16 protein-coding genes are annotated in these 20,603 nt (G+C 46.8%); 5 read left to right on the top strand and 11 right to left on the bottom strand.

Translation table 11 applies throughout. The features are described 5' to 3' along the window. Nucleotides 1-315: 315 nt before the first annotated feature. From ACFQ2O_RS09855 to ACFQ2O_RS09840, 4 genes are all read left to right on the top strand, one after another. Nucleotides 316-3,264, top strand: a complete 2,949-nt coding sequence (locus ACFQ2O_RS09855; RefSeq protein WP_377526568.1) for a glycoside hydrolase family 3 N-terminal domain-containing protein — start codon at nucleotides 316-318, stop codon at nucleotides 3,262-3,264. Between the two features lie 74 nt (nucleotides 3,265-3,338). Next, nucleotides 3,339-4,475: an N-acetyl-alpha-D-glucosaminyl L-malate synthase BshA gene (gene bshA, locus ACFQ2O_RS09850; protein ID WP_377526565.1), complete on the top strand. Its 1,137-nt coding sequence runs from the start codon at nucleotides 3,339-3,341 to the stop codon at nucleotides 4,473-4,475. Nucleotides 4,476-4,585: 110 nt separating this feature from the next. Next, on the top strand, nucleotides 4,586-6,478 hold the full coding sequence (gene serA / locus ACFQ2O_RS09845; RefSeq protein WP_377526562.1) for a phosphoglycerate dehydrogenase: 1,893 nt from the start codon (nucleotides 4,586-4,588) through the stop codon (nucleotides 6,476-6,478). Nucleotides 6,479-6,541: 63 nt separating this feature from the next. Then, the gene (locus ACFQ2O_RS09840) at nucleotides 6,542-7,630 is read left to right on the top strand and encodes an aminotransferase class V-fold PLP-dependent enzyme (protein WP_377526559.1); all 1,089 of its coding nucleotides are present in this window, start codon (nucleotides 6,542-6,544) and stop codon (nucleotides 7,628-7,630) included. Nucleotides 7,631-7,703: 73 nt separating this feature from the next. Here the strand turns inward: ACFQ2O_RS09840 and ACFQ2O_RS09835 are convergent, their stop codons facing one another. Then, entirely contained in the window at nucleotides 7,704-8,237 is a 534-nt protein-coding gene (locus ACFQ2O_RS09835; RefSeq protein WP_377526553.1) for a DUF7935 family protein, read from the bottom strand. Between the two features lie 157 nt (nucleotides 8,238-8,394). Here ACFQ2O_RS09835 and ACFQ2O_RS09830 point away from each other — a divergent pair, with 157 nt between their 5' ends. Next, nucleotides 8,395-8,742: a HesB/IscA family protein gene (locus ACFQ2O_RS09830; RefSeq protein ID WP_377526550.1), complete on the top strand. Its 348-nt coding sequence runs from the start codon at nucleotides 8,395-8,397 to the stop codon at nucleotides 8,740-8,742. 960 nt (nucleotides 8,743-9,702) lie between these two features. Here ACFQ2O_RS09830 and ACFQ2O_RS09825 read toward each other — a convergent pair. From ACFQ2O_RS09825 to ACFQ2O_RS09780, 10 genes are all read right to left on the bottom strand, one after another. Next, nucleotides 9,703-10,584 carry a ChaN family lipoprotein gene (locus ACFQ2O_RS09825; protein WP_377526545.1) on the bottom strand — a complete coding sequence of 294 codons (882 nt, stop codon included), beginning with the start codon at nucleotides 10,582-10,584 and terminating at the stop codon, nucleotides 9,703-9,705. 100 nt (nucleotides 10,585-10,684) lie between these two features. Then, complete coding sequence (locus ACFQ2O_RS09820) at nucleotides 10,685-11,347, bottom strand: DUF6624 domain-containing protein (protein ID WP_377526540.1); 663 nt, start codon at nucleotides 11,345-11,347, stop codon at nucleotides 10,685-10,687. A 2-nt stretch (nucleotides 11,348-11,349) separates the two neighbouring features. Continuing rightward, the gene (locus tag ACFQ2O_RS09815; protein ID WP_377526537.1) at nucleotides 11,350-12,714 is read right to left on the bottom strand and encodes an ABC transporter permease; all 1,365 of its coding nucleotides are present in this window, start codon (nucleotides 12,712-12,714) and stop codon (nucleotides 11,350-11,352) included. Further along, a complete protein-coding gene (locus ACFQ2O_RS09810) occupies nucleotides 12,707-13,618 on the bottom strand; it encodes an ABC transporter ATP-binding protein (protein ID WP_377526534.1) in 912 nt (303 codons plus the stop codon). Before ACFQ2O_RS09810 ends, ACFQ2O_RS09815 begins: the two co-directional genes overlap by 8 nt. Nucleotides 13,619-13,813: 195 nt before the next feature. Beyond that, complete coding sequence (gene dnaJ / locus ACFQ2O_RS09805; RefSeq protein WP_377526530.1) at nucleotides 13,814-14,968, bottom strand: molecular chaperone DnaJ; 1,155 nt, start codon at nucleotides 14,966-14,968, stop codon at nucleotides 13,814-13,816. Between the two features lie 3 nt (nucleotides 14,969-14,971). Then, complete coding sequence (locus ACFQ2O_RS09800) at nucleotides 14,972-15,547, bottom strand: nucleotide exchange factor GrpE (RefSeq protein WP_377526526.1); 576 nt, start codon at nucleotides 15,545-15,547, stop codon at nucleotides 14,972-14,974. Between the two features lie 375 nt (nucleotides 15,548-15,922). Then, entirely contained in the window at nucleotides 15,923-16,915 is a 993-nt protein-coding gene (obgE, locus tag ACFQ2O_RS09795; protein ID WP_377526522.1) for a GTPase ObgE, read from the bottom strand. A 21-nt stretch (nucleotides 16,916-16,936) separates the two neighbouring features. Further along, nucleotides 16,937-17,533 carry an adenylate kinase gene (locus tag ACFQ2O_RS09790; RefSeq protein ID WP_377526519.1) on the bottom strand — a complete coding sequence of 199 codons (597 nt, stop codon included), beginning with the start codon at nucleotides 17,531-17,533 and terminating at the stop codon, nucleotides 16,937-16,939. 127 nt (nucleotides 17,534-17,660) lie between these two features. Then, nucleotides 17,661-18,203, bottom strand: coding sequence for a hypoxanthine phosphoribosyltransferase (gene hpt, locus ACFQ2O_RS09785; protein ID WP_377526515.1), 543 nt, complete (start codon nucleotides 18,201-18,203; stop codon nucleotides 17,661-17,663). 94 nt (nucleotides 18,204-18,297) lie between these two features. Further along, nucleotides 18,298-20,559, bottom strand: coding sequence for a sodium-translocating pyrophosphatase (locus tag ACFQ2O_RS09780; protein ID WP_377526512.1), 2,262 nt, complete (start codon nucleotides 20,557-20,559; stop codon nucleotides 18,298-18,300). Between the last annotated feature and the right edge of the window lie 44 nt (nucleotides 20,560-20,603).

Genomic DNA, 20,603 nt, shown 5'->3' with positions numbered 1-20,603 from the left:
ATAAAATTATTTACTATTTTACAGACGGATTCAGCTAAAGAGACTGATTTTAGTCAACTGCATCGCTATTTTTTCCGTCTAATGAAGTATAGCGAATAATATATAAAAGCTGGGGCAAGTGGCGATAGCACAGAGGGCTATACTTGAGGCCACGTTAGCTGCAGGTAGATGAGCAGGTTCTCCACCACGCTTATAAATCAGCTGGCGGCGGTGCTGGTCTCAGATTTTTTAAAGAATCTGATTTTACCGTACCGCCTTTTGCAAAATTAGGCTTAATTTCGGGTTGTTCCAATTATAATAAAATAGAAGCGCAGGATGTTGAAGAGTTTTAGTATAGGGTTGTTGATTCTTATTTTCCTTGGAATGGGTTCTCTGATGTCGTTAAAACCATCAGAAGAAATCATTGTTAACCCGCAGGAGAAAGAATGGGTCGACAGCGTAATGGCTACTCTTACCCCTGCTCAACGCATTGGGCAACTGTTTATGGTTGCCGCCTACTCAAACAAAAACGAAAAGCACTTCCGTGAAATTGATACGCTGGTAAGCCGCTACAACATTGGCGGTGTTATGTTTATGCAGGGCGGCCCGGTAAGGCAGGCAACGCTTACTAACCGTTTTCAGGCACAGGCCAAAGTACCTTTGCTTGTAGCGATGGATGCCGAATGGGGCCTGGACATGCGCCTGGACAGCAGCATGCACTTTGCCCGCCAAATGACCTTAGGTGCCATGGACGACGACCGGTACGTATACCTGATGGCGCGTGAAATTGCTTTAAAGATGAAGCGCATGGGCGTAAACGTAAGCTTCTCCCCTGTGCTGGACGTAAACAACAATGCAAACAACCCAGTAATCGGGAGCCGTTCTTTTGGTGAGTCAAAAGAAGAAGTGGCCCGCCGCGGTATTGCTTACATCCGTGGTTTGCAAGACCATGGTGTAATTGCCGTAGCCAAGCATTTTCCCGGCCATGGCGATACCGATACAGACTCTCACCTGGCACTTCCGGTCATTACCCATGACATGAAGCGCCTGACAGATGTAGAGCTCTATCCTTTTAAACAGTCTTTTGATGCTGGTGTAATGGGCGTAATGGTAGCCCATTTATACTTGCCTGCCATCGACTCTACCCGTAACCTGGCCACAACACTTTCTAAACCTGTTGTAACTGGTTTATTGAAAGACAAGATGAAGTATAAAGGGCTGGTGTTTACAGATGCCCTGAACATGAAAGGCGTAAGCCGCTATTACAAGCCAGGAGAGGTAGACCTGAAAGCCTTGCTGGCTGGTAACGATGTGTTGCTATTTCCGGAAGATGTGCCGACAGCCGTAACTAAAATCGCTGATGCTGTACAGCAGAAACTTATAACGCAGGAAGAAATAGACGCGCGGGTACGCAAAATATTGCAGGCCAAATACTGGACCGGCCTGAACAGCTATGAGCCGGTGAAACTGGCAAACCTGCAAAAGGAAGTAGATCGTCCGGTAAGTTCTATTGTGCAGGAGCAACTGTTTGAGCATGCCGTTACCGTAGTAGAAAATAAAGAAAACCTGCTGCCCTTCCGCAACCTGGATACATTAAGTATAGCTTCGGTGGCCATAGGGATATCACCAGGAAACGTATTTCAGGAAACGTTAGGCAACTATGCGCCGGTAAACAAATTCAGTGTGCCGAACCGCTATGCGCCAGACTCTGTTTTCACGAACCTCATTCCTAAGCTGAAGGATAATGACCTGGTGGTAGTTAGTATTCATAACATGAACCTTACTCCTGCCAAAAACTTTGGTATCGGAACAAGTGCCCGTGCCTTTATCAAGTACCTGCAGGATCATACAAAGAAAAAAGTGGTTGTTGCTGTATTAGGCAATGCGTACAGCCTACAGTATTTTGAAGGCAGCAACTGGTTGCTGTGCGGGTATGAAGACAACCCCATTTCGCAGTCGCTGGTACCGCAGGTGATTTTCGGAGCGCGAACTGCCAAAGGTAAACTGCCTGTTTCGGCTACGAAGAAGTATACAGCCGGTACTGGCTTACCAACAGCTTCGCTGGGCCGCCTGAAGTATGGCGTACCTGAAAGTGTAGGCATGGACTCAGAAGTGCTGAAGCAGATAGACAATATTGCTCTGGAAGCCATTGCTTATGCCGCAACACCGGGTTGCCAGGTGCTGGTGGTAAAAGACGGCACTGTAGTATTCAATAAAGCCTATGGTCACTATACTTATGAGGCCGTGAAGCCAGTGACAAACAATACCATTTATGACATTGCTTCCATCACAAAGGTTGCGGCAACGCTGCAGGCTATCATGTTTTTGAAAGACAGGGGTAAAATAAACCTTGATGCAAAACTTGCTACGTACCTACCCGAGTTGAAAGGCACCAACAAAGCAAATTTGGTGATGCGCGATATTTTGTCTCACCAGGCTGGTTTGCGACCGGGTATCACCACATGGCAAAAAACCATCGATAACAAAAAGTTAAAAGATACTTACTACGCCAGTACACAAAAAGGCAGCTATGACAACCAGGTAATACCGGGCGTCTACTCTATAAATTCTATGGAGGATTCTCTGTGGACCTGGACAGTTAAATCTGCCCTGCGCGACAAGCCGAAAGGCGGCAGCTACGACTATGCCTACAGCGACCTTGGCTTTTATATCATGAAACGTGTGGCAGAAACCATGCTGAACCAACCGATAGAGGAGTTTCTGGATCAGAACTTCTATGCTCCCTTAGGGCTTAGCACCCTTACCTACACCCCACTAATCAAGCACCCGCGTGAGCGCCTTGTTCCTACTGAGGATGACAACTACTTCCGCAAGAATCTGATCTGGGGCACGGTACATGACCAGGGAGCAGCTATGATGGGAGGTGTTGGTGGACATGCAGGCTTATTCTCTAATGCTAATGATCTGGCTGTACTCATGCAAATGAACATGAACAACGGCAACTATGGCGGGCACCGCTACTTTACTACGGATGTAGTTTCAGAATTTGCAAAGCAGCAGTTTAAAGATAGTCGCCGTGGCCTTGGCTGGGACAAGCCAGCTATAGACGGTAACGGGCCTACATCCAGCATGGCCTCTAACGCCACATTCGGCCATACAGGTTTTACAGGTACAGCTGCTTGGGCAGACCCGGAAAACAAGCTGATCTATATCTTCTTGTCTAACAGGGTGTACCCTGATGCAGGCAATACCAAACTGGTGAAGTATAATATCCGCACCCGAATACACGACGTGGTTTATAAAGCCATGGTGCCAAAAACATAAAATAATATGAGTAGTTTAGCGAGTGCAGCAACAAAAGTTAGCTGCACTTGTTGTTTTGTATCACATCCGTAACTATGAGAATTGGTATAGTTTGTTACCCAACCTTCGGCGGTAGCGGCGTAGTAGCCACCGAACTTGGCAAAGCCCTGGCAATAAAGGGCCATAAAGTGCATTTTATTACGTACAGCCAGCCTGCACGTCTTGATATATTCAGCGAGAACCTCTTCTACCACGAAGTATACATTCCCTCTTACCCGCTGTTCCAGTACCCTCCGTATGAGTTGGCACTGGCAAGTAAGATGGTGGATATTGTACGGTTCGAAAAACTGGATGTACTGCACGTGCATTATGCCATTCCGCATGCGTCTGCTGCGTTTATGGCAAAGCAGATTCTGCGTACGAAAGGAATTAATATTCCAATCATCACTACCCTGCACGGCACCGACATTACACTGGTCGGCAAAGACGCCTCTTTTGAACCTGTCGTAACGTTCAGCATCAACCAGTCTGATGGCGTTACGGCTGTATCGGATAGCCTTCGGGCAGAAACATACGACTACTTCCAGATTGAGAAGGATATTCAGGTAATACCGAACTTTATTAACCTCGAGAAATTCAAACGCCAGAAAAAGGAGCATTTCCGTTTGGCTATTGCCGCCAACAACGAGAAGCTGCTGGTGCATACTTCTAACTTCCGGGGCGTAAAACGCGTGGAAGATGTCATCCGCATTTTTGCAAAAGTGCGCGAGCAAATACCTAGCAAGCTGCTGATGGTTGGCGACGGGCCAGACCGTCCTAAGATGGAGAAGCTATGCCGCGAGCTGGGTATCTTTCAGGATGTGCGCTTTTTAGGAAAGCTGGAGGCAGTGGAGGAGGTTTTGTCTATCGCTGACCTTTTCCTGATGCCGTCAGAGAAAGAGAGTTTTGGTCTGGCTGCCCTGGAAGCAATGGCCTGTGAAGTGCCTGTGATATCATCTAACGCAGGAGGTATACCTGAGCTTAATATTGATGGTGTCACCGGTTTTGTTAGTCCAGTGGGTGCAGTAGACGAAATGGTACAGAACGCCCTGCATGTATTGCATGATGATAATCTACCAACGTTCAAGGAGAATGCTCTAAAGCGGGCGCATGAATTTGATGTAGATAAGATCGTGCCTTTGTACGAAGAAATATACCAGCGCACAATTAACGAGCAACTGGCAGTACTTTAGCATAGGTATCACCATAAATAAAAAAAGAACCGGCTACCTGTTACGTAGCCGGTTCTTTTTTTATACCTTTTAGGTTGATTTACTTCTGCCACCCCAAGCCATACCTTAGCATGAGCAAAGACAAGTACTACATCATAGATTTTGACAGCACGTTTACTCAAGTAGAAGCCCTTGACGAATTAGGTTTAATCTCGCTGCAAAACCACCCTGACAAGGAAGGTATACTGGAGCAGGTAAAGCATATAACGGATAGCGCCATGTCTGGAAACAGCTCTTTTGCCGAAGGATTGGCTAAGCGCCTGGAGTTGTTGCAGGCACACCAAAACCACCTGCCGCAGCTCATCAGCAGGCTAAAAGAGAAAGTATCTGACTCTATACGCCGCAATAAGGATTTCCTGAAAGAGTATGCTGACCAAATCTACATTGTCTCCAGCGGCTTCAAAGAATTTATCACACCTATTGTAACAGAATATGGCATAAAAGAAGAGAACATCTATGCCAATACCTTTACACAGGATGAGCAGGGCAACCTTACCAACTTTGACAAGGAGAACCTGCTAAGTATGGACAAAGGCAAAATTAAGTTGCTGGAGCAATTAGCCCTTCCCGGCGATGTATACGTGATTGGCGATGGCTACACAGACTACGAGATAAAAGAGGCAGGCTTGGCAAACAGGTTTTACGCCTTCACTGAAAATGTAGTACGCGATAGTGTGGTGGCAAAGGCGGAGCATATTGCTCCGAGCCTGGATGAGTTTTTATACCAGAATAAGTTACCGATGGCCATATCATACCCTAAAAACCGCATCAGTGTGCTTTTGCTTGAAAATGTGCACCCGCAGGCAGTAGAGCTGTTTCGGAAAGAAGGCTATCAGGTAGAAACGGCAAGCGGAGCATTAAGTGAGAAGGAGCTGTGCGAGAAGATAAAAGATGTATCTATACTTGGCATACGCAGCAAAACACAGGTAACTCGCAAGGTTTTAGAGCAAGCTAACCGCCTGATGACCATTGGGGCTTTCTGTATCGGCACGAACCAAATAGACCTGGATGCTTGCTTGGAGGCAGGTATAACGGTTTTTAATGCGCCTTATAGCAACACCCGCAGCGTAGTAGAACTAGCCTTAGGCGAGATAATTATGCTGAGCCGTGGCGTTATTGGCAAGAGCAACAAATTGCACCAGGGTGAGTGGGACAAATCTGCGGCAGGCAGTTTTGAAGTACGCGATAAGAAACTGGGCATAGTAGGCTACGGCAACATTGGTGCACAGCTTTCTGTACTGGCTGAGGCCATGGGCATGGAAGTATACTATTATGATGTGGTAGAGAAGCTGCAATTGGGCAACGCGCGTAAGTGCAGCACTTTGCAGGAGCTCTTAGAGAAAGTAGATATTGTAACACTGCATGTGGACGGGCGACCAGACAACAAGCATATGTTTGGAGCAGAGGAATTTGCTGCTATGCAGAAGGGGACCATATTCCTGAACCTGAGCCGTGGCCATGTGGTTGACCTGGATGCTTTAGTAGCAAGTATGAAGTCAGGAAAGTTGCGTGGCGCGGCAGTAGACGTGTTTCCGGAAGAGCCAGCTACCAACAGTGAGCCCTTTGAGAGTGAGCTGCGAGGCCTGCCTAACGTGATCCTGACACCGCACATTGGCGGCAGCACCTCAGAGGCGCAGGTAAATATTGCCAACTTTGTCCCTAACCGCATCATGGATTATATCAACACCGGCAATACCTACGGCAGCGTTAACTTCCCTAACCTGCAGTTGCCCGAACTTAAGAACGCACACCGCCTTATACACATACATGCCAACGTGCCGGGCGTACTGGCTAACATTAACCAGGTGCTCGCTAAAAACCATGTAAACATTCTGGGCCAATACCTGAAAACGAACGAACATGTAGGCTACGTCATCACCGACATCGACAAAATATATGATAAGCAGGTAGTGCAGGACATGCGCCAGGTGCCACATACTATAAAATTCAGAATGCTTTATTAAAATTGGCGCAAGCGTCTGCTTACGCTAATGTGCTTAAATTGCCATAAAACATCATTCAGTCCCATGAATAACAAAGTATACTTCACCCCTGGCCCCTCAGAGTTATACCCAACGGTGCCACAGCACATGCAGGAGGCAATGCAGCAGAAGATTGGCAGCATTTCGCACCGTAGCAAACAGTTTCAGGAGATCTATGCCAGTGCAGTAACAGGGTTGAGAACGTTGCTGCAGTTACCGGATAATTATGAGGTGCTGTTTGTGGCCTCAGCTACAGAAGTATGGGAACGCGCCATACAGAACAATGTGCGCAAAGAGAGCTTTCACCTGGTAAATGGTTCTTTCTCGAAGCGCTTTTATGAAACAGCGCAGGAGCTTGGCCGCAAAGCTCAGCAGCATGAGGTACCATTCGGCCAGGGATTCCACGTGGAAAATATAGAAATACCTGAATCTGCGGAGCTGATTGCACTGATTCAGAACGAAACCAGTTCCGGGGCTTGTATCCCTGTGGAGCAAATACACCGGTTCAAAGAAAAAGCTGCGCCTGATGCTTTGATTTATGTCGATGCTGTATCATCGTTGCCCTATCCTGCCTTTGATTTCTCTAAAGTTGATTCAGTATACTTCTCGGTGCAGAAATGCTTCGGCTTGCCTGCTGGTCTGGGTGTGTGGCTGGTAAATGAAAGATGCGTGGCCAAAGCAGAGGCTATACTTGCAGAAGGTCACTCCATTGGCTCTTACCACATGCTGCCGTCTTTGCTAGAAAAAGCTCAGGCAAACCAGACCGTAGAAACACCGAATGTGCTCAATATATACTTGCTGAGCAAGGTGCTGGAAGACATGAACAGCAAAAGTATTGAGACCATCAGGCGGGAAACAGACTCGAAAGCAGCTCAAATTTATACTTACCTGGAAAGTAGCAACATCTTCTCTCCTGCCGTTGAGAATCCAGACCATCGTTCTAAAACAACCATAGTAGCTAACTCTACTATGCCTGCCTCAGAAGTAAACAAGCATTTAGCAGCTTTTGATATGCAAGTTGGCAGCGGTTACGGCAAGTATAAAGAAAGCCAAATACGCATTGCTAACTTTCCGGCGCACAGCGAAGTGCAGGTAGTACAGCTGCTTACCAAACTAGCCGAGTTAGAAAGTTAAAGAGCGTGTGAGGTTGGCTTTACTATGGCAGCAGTAATGTAAGGGGCACGTTCAGGACTGCTTGGCTCCGAACTTAAAAAGTTTGCCTGATCTCCTGCTTCACAAAGTTTAAGGCACGGGCAGTGGGGTCTTGCTCAGCTGTCAGTATGCTTTCCAGCACGCGCTTTGCTAAATCCGTACCTCTTGCTCCTTCTGGCAATTCCTGAAACTTTTTATTGATCAAGTTAACTACTTCTTCACGAGCCAGATTAACCTGCTGCCAAGCCTGCTCGCTCATATAAACCTGCTGCGACATGTTGTGGCTGAACTCGTTCCTGATTTCCGCAATCAGCACCCGATGGTACTCCGCTGCCGTTTGTCCCATCGCGCTCACGCGCAGCAACAGGTTACTTGGCGTAATTCGCTCCAGCAACAGTACTACGCGCTCGTAAGCCTGTAGCCGTATTGGCAGTACCACTTCAGTACTTTTCCCTCCTGTTGGCACTGCACGCAGCCGGTCTTCGCGTTCATAATGCTTTTGCAGCAGGTAATAAGCTCCTGCCACCAGCACCAGCGCAGGCAAAATGAGTTTCAATATTTCAATTAGTAAAGCAAAGAAGTCAGCCATGGTGGATTATCTTGAAAGTATAAATATCGTAAAAAATTAATTTAGGATACATGAATCATTTTATAGCTTTACCTGTTTAGTAAGTACAACGAAACCTGCGAAGCATTTTTGCATATAATTACGTAAGTTTGTGGCTACAAATATTAATTCTTATACTATGGCAACAGAAACTAAAACTGCACCTATAACTTTGACTGAAAAAGCCTTGCAAGAGGTTAAAAATATATTGAACGAAAAGAATGTACCAGCTGAGTATGGCCTGCGCGTTGGTGTGCAAGGTGGTGGTTGCTCTGGTATGTCTTACCTGCTTGGTTTTGATAAGCCAAAAGATTCTGATGAGGTGTTTGTGCTGGATGGCGTGAACCTGATCATGGACAAGAAGCATGGTATGTATGTGATGGGTATGGAAGTAGATTTCCAGGATGGCTTGAACGCTCGTGGCTTCACTTTCAACAATCCTCAGGCTGCCAGCACATGTGGTTGTGGTAGCTCCTTCTCTGCGTAATTTTAAAAGACCTTTTTTCTTTTATGATAGACAAAGCCCGGCTGTGAAGCTGGGCTTTGTTGCTTTAAGAAAATTCTGTTAATAGCTGGCATAATCGGACTATTGTATCCTCAACTGTCTCTGCTTTTTTTAGCACATCCGCTGCCGTGAGTTTTCAACTCGTGTCCTACTATGATGTTGTGCTTGTAGCTCAACTGGCTTGGAAAGGCATACCTGTACAGCGGCGGCTATGTGTTTTCTACATGCTGGAGTAAGGGCCCACTTGTGTTGATATCAGCACTTGTTACACTTCCATAGCCACTTCTTTCCACAGCTTGAGCCAAGCTGTTCTTTCTAGCCACTGCTCATCCTCTAGCTCTCACATACCTAATGTTTCACCTTTGGCTTTGGAGTGCTCACAGCTGGGGTAGGGGCCCTCTACAACCGCATCGCGCTGTGTAGCCTTCCTGCCTAACGGCTGCCGCTCCCGCGGCACCGGAAACCTACAAGGCGCTCAACGGAAAGACTGGGAATCAGTGCTGCCTTTGCTATAAAATATCTTTTCCTTCTCTTCAGCTAGACTCCCTCCCCTTTTTTATGTGAGGGTTGGGGAGGGGGTATATTTCAGTCATGAAACTTATACTTTCACAACAGCAGCAACAGCTGAAGTGACTAACCATGACGCAAGTTTAGCGTTAGCGCAACTTGTGGCTGTACATGAGACAAGTTTTTAACTTGCGTAGGTATGCAGATTTTAAAATCCCGCCTCGCATTTGAAAATCTGAAACAACATAAAGGGTGCTCAAAGGTAAAGCGGCCAGCCTTGTTTTTCTCTACAAGATGAGCTTGAGAAGAGTATGTTGTTTCAATTGCTCAGACTAACCGCCTATACTTAGAAATGGCATTGGCTGGCTCTAATCTTTAGAGGAAGAGAGGCTGGGATAATCATAACTCAAGACTCAGAACTTTAAATTCCGAATCTTAAAAAGTTCTTGTCATGTTCTCCGGCACCACAAGTATAAAATCAGCTTTTCCTCTATTTTCCTCGGCCAGCTTTGCTAAGTCCTGCTGAAGCACAGTGGTGATCGTACGCACTTTTACATCAGGTTTTGTCTGCTTTACATACCAGCCAATGCCTTCGAAGTTATCAGAGTGGTACGCGCCGTTTAAGTGAAGCACCTGCCTACCCTGCTTTACCTGCTCAAATATGAAGTGTGCCATAGTAGCATCTTTTAAAGCCTGCGCCTGCACAATGTTCTGGCTTTTGGTATTGCCGTGTGTACTGCCGCCAAACATAGCAAGCATACTCTTATACCCTGGCAGCTCCATATCTACTACTATAGGAAGAGGTGCTATATACTTTTTAGCATCTGCTGATACTCCTTCCAAAGCACTTAAACTACCCGCCGATACCATGGCGGCATATCTGCGTGGAACATTGGTAGCGACAAAGGGAATTTGCTGCTCTTTTGCAAAGCGCACTACCGGCCTGTAATCGGTGGCATAATTTGGCCATGGCCGAGACTCCTGCTCAAAGTTTTTCTCTGGTGCCTGCCCCGACAGGTACTCATCCAGCACCAGCTGCACGTCAGACTCAAACATTTCAGCGCCAATAGCAAAGCTTTTCTGCCTTGCCTGGTACAGGTCTTTGGCCAGCTCCAGTTGCATCCAGTGTGCGATTGGGTCGTTGTGCTGCTCACCAAACAATACCACATCCGCCTTCTGAAGCTCACTTAGCATTTTGCCGTAACTTATACTCTTGCCATCCTTGGTGAAAAGGCGGTAAGCAGGCTTTTCATCTTTCTGCGCCATAGCCAACATTGTTACAGTTAAGAAAAAGAGGGTGAACCAGGTATGTTTCATACTATACTTCTATCTGAATTATGAAGCTAAGTTAACAAAAATAGCCGGCACCTAGGGCGCCGGCTATCTTTATACTATAGTATGCTTATAAAGCCTCTTATTAAAAACTAACGTGTTTTTTTGGCAACTCTTCATCAGGATCAAAAGTTGCACCTAGCTTTTCCGCATTCTCCTCAACGGTTAACTCAAAACCTGCCTCTGCCCTGCGTTTGTTTACATCCGCTACATCCTCCACAGGCCATACGGCAGCACGACCATCTTCTCTTATATAGTTGACCACCTGCGTACCATACAGCTGCTTCTTTCCCTGAAACTTTAATAACCGGTCTCTCATCATAGCAGCATCTGTACCGCTTGCCTCCCCTTCCTTTGCCAGTTCCTCCATCTGTGGCAGGTATTTCTCTAACGCCTTCTTGCCAGAGTGCTGCACCACATAAAAAATACCACTTGCAGCCTTCTCTCCGACTTTGCTTTTCGGAAGCCATCCGTACTTTTCAAGTATAGGCAGGATTTTGGATTGGTTCGTAGAATCTACCTGTCGCATTTTTTCTATGAAAGCCATTTGAACGGTAGGGTCAGCATTTATTGAATCCCAATTCACATCCCTTACATGCTGGTCTGCATCATACAGCGCTTCCAGTTCCTTTTGCAGCAGCGCATAATCCGGCTGCTCCTCCTGTGCCGATGAGCCAGCATTTGAGTCGACATTTTGCTGGCATCCAGCCAAAGCAAGAAGCAGCATTACCGGTACTAAGAACCTCATAATTATACTCTATAGAACAACCACTTAGACAGCTCTTTGTAATTGATTTTCTTGCCGTACATCAGAATACCCACACGATAAATGCGGCTCGCGATCCAGGTAGTGAAGATAAAGCCTGCTACAAGTAAACCCATCGACAGCAGCAGCTCCCAAGCTGGCACACCAAAAGGTATGCGCACCATCATCACGATAGGTGATGTCAACGGTATAATCGACATCCAGAAAGCAACCGGGCCATCAGGGTTCTTCAGCACGATGGAGTAAGACATGATAAATGAGATAACCAGCGGAATGGTAATCGGCATCATGAACTGCTGCGTGTCGGTTTCGTTGTCTACAGCGGCACCTATGGCTCCGAACAGCGAGCCGTAGAGCAAATATCCACCTAAAAAGTAAAACAGGAAGCAGCCAAAAATAAGCCCCAGATTAAGGTTCCCAACGCTCTGCTGGATATCACTTACAGTGCTGGCAAACTCATCTTTATCGTCCGGGTTATCAACCGAAGCAGCGGCGGCATCAGCTTCATTCACTTCCTCGCCTTGTGCTGCGGCTTGTCCGGCAGCGTACTGGGCAGCAGGCGATGGTGCAGCATCTATCCCGAAGGCAGCAGAAACAGCCGTTATCGCTACAAAGGAAAGCACAATCCAGAGCAGAAACTGCGTCAGGCCAACAGCGGCTATACCAACTATCTTACCCATCATCAACTGGAAAGGCTTCACAGAAGAAATCATTACCTCTACAATACGGCTTGTCTTTTCTTCAATTACCCCACGCATAATCTGCACACCGTACAGGAAAATAAAGAAGTAAATAATCACGGCACCCACAATACCTGCTATAGAGGTGATAATGGCATTGTTATCTTTCTCGCCACCATCACTCAGGTTAATCGTGTTCAGCTTTACGTTAGCCTCTATCTTATCCAGCGTGGCACGGTCAAGGCCGGAGGCAAGGAAACGTTGGTTCTCTATCTCTTTCTCCAGCACATTCTCCAGGCGCACCTGTGTTTGTATGCTGGTGTTCTTTTTGCCGTAGATGGTGATTCCCTTTGGATCATCGATAGACATTTTCGGGATATACAGCAGCGCTGTGTTATCAGTCTCCTGGTAAATGGTTTTAGCTTGGCTGAGGTTACCAGCCAGCGGAATAAACTTCAGGTCTTTTTGATCCTGTAGCTTATTTTGAAACAAGCCGCTCTCATCCAGCACCATCACGGTTTCCGTTTCATCCGACATAGAAATCATCAGGCCCGGTAAAATCATAAAGGCAGCCATCAGCAGGGGCGTCAGCAGCGTCATGATAATGAAGCTTTTTTTGCGCACGCGTGTCAGGTACTCGCGGCGCACAATCAACCAGATTTTAGACATGGTGTGTTTCCTTTACTTTACGTATGAAAATATCGTTTATACTTGGCACCAACTCGATAAATGAGTGTACCTCTACACGCTGAATCAGGTAGCGCAACAGGTCGTTTGGTGTGGTATTATTTAGCAACTTAACATGCGCCCTGAACACGCCGTGATTATCATGCTGCTCCAGCACTTCAAAATCAGGCGAGGTGATCATCAGCTGTCCGTTACCGATTACCTGAAAAGTATTCGTTTTGTAGGTGTCTTTTATCTCTCCTACCGGTCCGTCCAGCACCTTTTGCGCACGGTTAATCAGGGCTATGTTATCGCACAACTCCTCTACCGACTCCATGCGGTGGGTAGAGAAAATAATGGTTGCCCCTTTATCGCGCAAGGCAAGAATCTCGTCTTTTATCAAATTGGCATTGATAGGGTCGAAGCCAGAGAACGGTTCGTCCAGTATAATTAGTTTTGGTTCGTGCAGCACAGTGGCAATAAACTGCACCTTCTGCTGCATTCCTTTGGATAAGTCTTCGATGTTTTTGTCGAGCCACTCCCGTATTTCGAAGCGGTCTATCCATGTTTTGATACGGGCGGTTGCATCTGCCTTGCTTAATCCTTTCAGCTGGGTGAGGTACAAAAGCTGCTCCCCTACCTTCATCTTTTTATAAAGGCCCCGCTCCTCTGGCAGATAACCAATATCTTTGATGTGGTCTGGCTTCAGGCGCTCGCCCATAAAGTATATTTCACCGCTATCTGCACCCGTAATCTGGGTGATAATACGGATGAGCGATGTTTTGCCTGCACCGTTTGGCCCTAACAAGCCAAAAATGCAGCCTTGGGGAATCTCGAAGCTCACATTATCGAGGGCTGTGTGGTTGGCGTAGGTTTTGGTTACGCCGTCGATCTTCAGAATGCTCAAAGGGATTCAGGATTTTAGTTCAGCCAAATATAAGTATTCTGCCATAGAGTATACCCGCCAACCTATATTAAATCGACTAAGGCAAGTATAAACCAGATCAAGGAGTTTACCTGTCAGATATAATGCCTATAAAGTAAAAGCCCGACCTTCCGAAAATCGGAAAGCCGGGCTAGCACTATAGTATAGGGAAGTCTTTTACTGGAAGTAATCTTTTACTTTATCGAAAAAGCCTTTCTCATTTTTACCAGGGCTTGGGGCAAAATTGCTAGAATACCTCAGGCCTTCTAACACCGCTTTTTCGTCGCTGCTGAGGGTCTTTGGCGTCCATACATTAATATGGATCAACTGATCTCCTTTGCCGTAGCCGTTCAAATCTTGAATACCTTTGCCACGCAGCCTGAAGATTTCCCCGCTTTGCGTACCAGGCTTAATGCTGATTTTAACTTTACCGGTAATGGTAGGCACTTCAATCTCGGCACCCAGGGCAGCATCTACAAAGCTAATGTACTGGTCAAAAATGACATTGTTACCTTCGCGTTTCAGCGTAGGATGCTCCTCCTCCTCTATCTGGATCAACAGATCGCCTGGCACGCCTCCGCGCTCAGGCACATTGCCTTTGCCGCTCATGGATAGCTGCATACCATCCATCACACCGCCTGGAACATTTATAGTTATTACCTCTTCCTGAAGCTCTCTGCCGCTACCGTTACATACTTCGCAGTTATGCGTTACAATGCGGCCCTCGCCGTTACAGGTAGGGCAAGTAGCTGTAGAAACCATCTGGCCCAACATGGTATTCACCACCTTACGCACCTGCCCTGATCCCTGGCAGCTGCTACAGGTTTGCATGTCGGTACCGTTTTTGGCACCGTTTCCACCGCAGGTGCTACAAGCAACGTAGCGCTTTACTTTTATTTTTTTCTCTACACCGTTCGCTATTTCCTCTAAGTTGAGTTTTAGCTTAATGCGCAGGTTTGAGCCTTTGCGTGTACGTCGGCCACCACCAGAGCGAGCGCCTCCAAAGAAGCTCTCGAACGGACTGCCTCCGCCACCGCCAAAAATATCACCGAACTGCGAGAAGATATCCTCCATGTTCATACCACCGCCGCCTCCGCCGAAGCCGCCGTTCATGCCCTGATGGCCGAACTGGTCATAGCGCTGGCGTTTTTGCTGATCGCTAAGAACCTCATACGCCTCTGCCGCTTCTTTGAATTTGTCCTCAGCGGTAGGGTCATCAGGATTCTTATCGGGGTGGAATTTAATGGCGATTTTGCGGTAAGCCTTCTTTATCTCATCCTGCGCAGCATTCTTGCTTACACCCAAAACCTCATAATAATCTCTCTTAGCCATAGCTTACGCTCCTATTACTACTTTCGCAAATCGGATAACTTTTTCGTTTAAAGTATATCCTTTTTCAATTACATCAACAATTTTACCTTTCAACTCTTCCGATGGAGCCGGAATTTGTGTGATAGCCTCTTGGGTATCACTGTCGAATTCATCTCCAGCCTTCAGGTCCATAGGTTTTAAGCCTTTTTGCTGCGTTACCTGGTTTAGTTTGTTAAAAACCAGGTCTAAGCCCTGCTTCAATACTTCCGGATCAACGTTAGCCTCCATTGACTGACGTGCACGCTCCATATCATCAATTACAGGCAACAGAGCACCTAAAACATCCTGAGAAGCTGTTTTAGACAATTCTAAACGCTCCTTAGCTGTGCGGCGGCGGAAGTTTTCAAACTCTGCCATTAAGCGCACATACTTATCTTTCATTTCTGCCAATTCTGCAGCAGGTCCGATTTCTTCCTGCTCCTGATTGTCTTCACCAGCAGTCTCGTTTTCCTGCTCCTGGTTAGCCTCAGCAGCTGCGTTAGCAGTAGTATCTTTCATTTCTTCTTGCTCCTGCTCCTTTTTAATATCTTTATCTGACATAATGCCTTAAAAAAGTTAGGTTGAATAGTCTCTATTGTCTTGTCAATTAACTTGCCAAACCTCCGTTTGTGTCAGAATGGCACGGTTCAATTTTGAATGATGGAATAACTGATCTATTGAGTTTTCTTTTTTGCTGTGTGCTGCAGAGGGATGCTCTAAAAGTATAAAATTTGTCGGCTTACCCTCATCAATTAAGCCTTAGCGGCCATCGGCTGCAGCAAAGCCGAGTTTTTAGTTCCAGCTTTTATATGACAGTTCAATTCGCTGTATCATTCAAATTTACTAAAAATTAGGTGGGCTATAAGTATAAAAAAATCGGTAGAAGCTTTGTAGCCGCTACCGATCCTTGATATTATATTTTAAATGGAAGATCCGTTAGCTGTTAAGCGAATCCCAGATCATGTCTTTCAATGGGGTAATGTTTTTACCAGTGATACTCGATATAAAAATGGTGGGCAGCTCTTCTGGTAAAGTACTCCGCATTTCGTTCTCCAACTCCTCATCCAGCATGTCAGATTTGGTGATGGCAAGTATACGCTGCTTGTCCAGTAGTTCCGGGTTAAAGGTTTTCAGCTCGTTTAATAATATCTGATACTCTTCTGCTATGTCTGGGCTTTCGCAAGAAATCATGAACAGCAGCATAGAGTTACGCTCTATATGGCGCAGGAAGCGTATTCCAAGACCCTTTCCTTCTGAGGCTCCTTCAATAATACCTGGTATGTCAGCCATCACAAACGACTTATAGTCGCGGTAAGCCACAACACCTAAGTTAGGCGCCAGGGTAGTAAAGGCATAGTTGGCAATTTTAGGCTTAGCTGCTGATACCACAGATAGTAAGGTAGACTTACCTGCATTCGGGAATCCTACCAGACCTACATCGGCCAGCAGTTTCAGTTCCAGCACTACCCACTCATCAATACCAGGCTCGCCTGGCTGGGCATAGCGCGGTGTTTGGTTAGTAGGTGATTTGAAGTGGGCATTGCCCAAGCCGCCTCTACCGCCAGGCGTAAGTATAATTTCCTGCCCGTCTTCTGTAATTTCGCACATAAACTCGCCTGTTTCGGCGTTACGTGCAATAGTACCTAAGGGCACTTCCAGCACTTCGTCATTGCCCTGTGCACCGGAAGAGTGAGAAGGACCGCCGCTAAGGCCGTTTTCTGCAATTACGTGTTTGCGGTACTGCAGGTGCAGCAGCGTCCATAGTTGTGAATTGCCCTTGAGAATAACATGTCCGCCACGACCGCCATCACCTCCGTCAGGGCCACCTTTGGCCGTTTTCTTATCCCGGTGCAAATGAGCTGAACCAGCTCCACCATGTCCGGAACGCGAACATATTTTAACGTAATCTATAAAGTTGTTTGATGCCAAAATTTGTAAGCGTAAGTATGCTTATTTACTGTTATTCTGCTTTTCCTTTAGTGCATCGATATGCTGGCAAAGGCTATTAAATATAGCCTCTATTTCACCTATGCCATCAACAGCGTAATACTTATTCTGCCCCGCATAATAGTCTGCCACCGGAGCCGTTTTAGTATTGTACTCCTGCACACGCTTGCGAATCAATGTTTCGTTCTGATCGTCAGGGCGGCCAGAGGTTTTGCCACGCAATAAAAGGCGCGTTGTCAGTTCCTCATCATCCACACGCAAGGCTATCATACAGGATATCTCTGTACCGTTTTCGTGTAGCAGTTTATCCAGGCCCTGCGCTTGTGGCACAGTGCGCGGAAAGCCATCAAATATAAATCCTGATGCTTCCGGATGGCTTTTAACCTTATTTTCAATCATGCCTATCACCACCTCATCAGGTACCAGCAAGCCATTATCCATCAGTTTTTTTGCTTCCAGGCCAAGAGTTGAACCAGCGGCAATCTCAGAACGAAGCAAGTCACCAGTCGAAAGGTGAATCAGACTGTATTTATCAATCAGTTTTTGACTTTGGGTACCTTTACCAGCACCTGGAGGGCCAAACAAAACGATGTTAAGCATATCTTCTAGCTAAATATAAAAAGCAAATATAACGATTATTTAGTGTATTTGTGATTTTTTAAAGTATTGCCTGCTGCATATGTGCAGACGTCCCTAAAAGCCTGCTAACGCTGCCTTAACCTTATGGTTACGATACGATCTTGTAAATATCGCGCAGGTTACGCCCAATGCCATTATAATCCAGGCCATAGCCTACCACAAAATCATTGGGGATAGCCTGTGCCACATACTTTACATCTAACGGGTGCTGCAGGCAATCCGGTTTCATCAGCAGTGTGGCTACTTCTACCGACGCAGGTTTACGCTCGTTCAGCTGCTGTAGCAGGCCGTGTACGGTGTGTCCTGTGTCAACAATATCCTCCAGCACAATAACGTGGCGGTTCTGCACATCTTCCTTCAGCCCAAGCACTTCCTTTACATGGCCCGTACTCTGCATGTCTTTATAGCTCGACAGACGGATGAAGGAAATTTCGCAAGATATAGAAACACGCTTCAGCAGGTCGGCGGCAAACATAAAGGAGCCATTTAGTACAGCCAGAAAAAGCGGCTGCTTCCCCTCGTAATCTTTATCTATTTGCTCGGCCAGCATAGTAATGCGAGCGATAATTTCCTCCTCATAGATGTAGGTGCTGAACTCGCAATCGTGAAGTGTGATGGTACGCGGTGTCATAATCTCGTGCTTTGATACTCTAACAAAGGTAGTATAATTAAAAAATAAGCCCAACACATCAGTTGGGCTTTATAAAGTTTAGCAGCAACCTCTTTTATACTACAGCATTTGCAACGAACAGCGCTACAGTACCAGGCTTTATACTTATACCTGTGGTTGCTGGTGTGGCACGGGTTTCGTTCAGGTTGATTTGATCGAGCTCCAGCGGTGGTACAGGCACAGCCGGCTCCTGCTCCAGCCCAATGTGCGGCGCTATCACCAGTGATACAATAGACATGAGCTTGATGAGGATGTTCATACTTGGGCCAGAGGTATCTTTGAAAGGGTCTCCTACTGTATCGCCTGTTACTGAAGCTTTATGAGGTTCTGAGCCTTTATATTCCATTACGCCGTTGATCATTACGCCCTTTTCAAACGATTTTTTAGCATTATCCCAGGCACCACCAGCGTTTGACTGGAACATAGCCATCAGCACACCAGAGACAGTTACACCTGCCAACGTGCCACCCAGCACTTCTGCCGAGGATGTATCGGGGAATACATCCCGAAAACCAAAGCCAATGATAATCGGAACGAGCAACGCAATGGCACCCGGCAACATCATTTCACGAATAGCAGCTTCTGTAGAGATAGCCACACATTTTTCATACTCTGGCTTGCCTGTTCCTTCCATTATGCCCGGTATTTCGCGGAACTGCCTGCGCACCTCCTGCACCATTGACATAGCTGCTCTGCCTACGGCTGAAATACAAAGGGCTGAGAAAATAAAGGGTATCATGGCACCTATAAACAACCCTGCCAGTACAGGAGCCTTGTATAAATCTATTGTTCTGATACCTGCAATGCCTACAAAGGCGGCAAAGAGCGCAAGAGAGGTAAGTGCCGCAGAGGCTATGGCAAAGCCTTTACCGGTAGCAGCGGTGGTGTTTCCGACGGCATCCAGGATATCTGTGCGCTCCCGTACTTCTTTTGGCAGTTCGCTCATTTCAGCAATACCTCCTGCGTTATCGGCAATAGGCCCAAAGGCATCAATCGCTAATTGCATGGCTGTGGTTGCCATCATACCCGCAGCTGCTATAGCCACACCATACAAGCCCGCCGCTGAGTACGATAGCACAATGCCTGCCGCCAGCACTATGATGGGCAGCACGGTAGAGTGCATCCCCACCGCCAGGCCGGCAATAATGTTAGTTGCGTGGCCCGTAGAAGATTGCTGCACGATAGAGTTTACAGGCTTCTTGCCCATAGCTGTATAGTATTCTGTGATGATACTCATCAACGCTCCTACCACTAAACCAACTATCACGGCCATAAACACACCGTTTGAAGTAAAATCAAAATTACGGAGGTTCAGGTTTTCAGGCAGCAGCCAATGGATGGCAAAGTATGCCCCCACTGCGGTAAGTATAACTGAGATCCAGTTGCCCCGGTTAAGCGCAGCCTGTACATCGCCTCCCTCGTTCACACGCACGAACAGCATCCCTATCAATGAAAAAACGATGCCGAGGCCAGCAATTAGCATTGGAAGTATGATAGGTGATAAGCCGCCGAAATTATCCTGTACCACTACCTCACGGCCCAGCACCATAGTTGCCAGAATGGTTGCCACATAAGAGCCAAACAGGTCGGCTCCCATACCTGCTACGTCACCTACGTTGTCGCCCACGTTATCGGCAATGGTGGCCGGGTTACGGGGATCATCCTCTGGAATACCAGCCTCTACCTTACCTACAAGGTCTGCGCCTACGTCGGCAGCTTTGGTGTAGATGCCTCCTCCTACACGTGCAAACAAAGCTATACTTTCTGCACCAAGGGAAAAGCCCATCAGCACCTCCAACGCAATTTCCATCTCTACCCCATTGGCGCTTGCACCATTGCGCTGCACAAACAGGTAATAAAAAACGATAAACAGTGAACCCAGCCCTAGAACAGCGAGACCAGCCACACCCATTCCCATCACACTGCCTCCGGCAAAAGAAACATTAAGCGCACGAGGCAGGCTGGTACGTGCTGCCTCTGCCGTGCGCACGTTGGACTTGGTGGCAATACGCATCCCTATAAACCCTGCCAAAGCCGACAGCACTGCTCCAATGATAAAAGCAATGACTATTAGCGGGTGTGATTTTTCGCCGGTGTAACCGAGGTAGCCCAGAAATAAGGATGCTATAATCACAAAGTAGGCCATTACCTTATATTCTGCCTTTAAAAAGGCCATGGCACCATCTGCAATGTAGCGTGCAATGGTACTCATTCGCTCGTTACCGGCAGCTTGTTTTGTTACCCAGGCAGACCTGATGCCCGTGTATACCAATGCTGCCAGTCCGAATGCTGGGATCGCGTAGAGGATAGTTTCCATTCAGTAAGATTAAGGTTAGAGAACATCTGTATATAGCTATTAAA

Origin of the sequence: Pontibacter rugosus (genome assembly GCF_042678745.1) — a bacterium.
In the GTDB taxonomy this organism is placed as follows: Bacteria; Bacteroidota; Bacteroidia; order Cytophagales; family Hymenobacteraceae; genus Pontibacter; species Pontibacter rugosus.
Note: the sequence above shows the minus strand (reverse complement) of the source record. Positions and strands in the feature narration are given on the sequence as shown.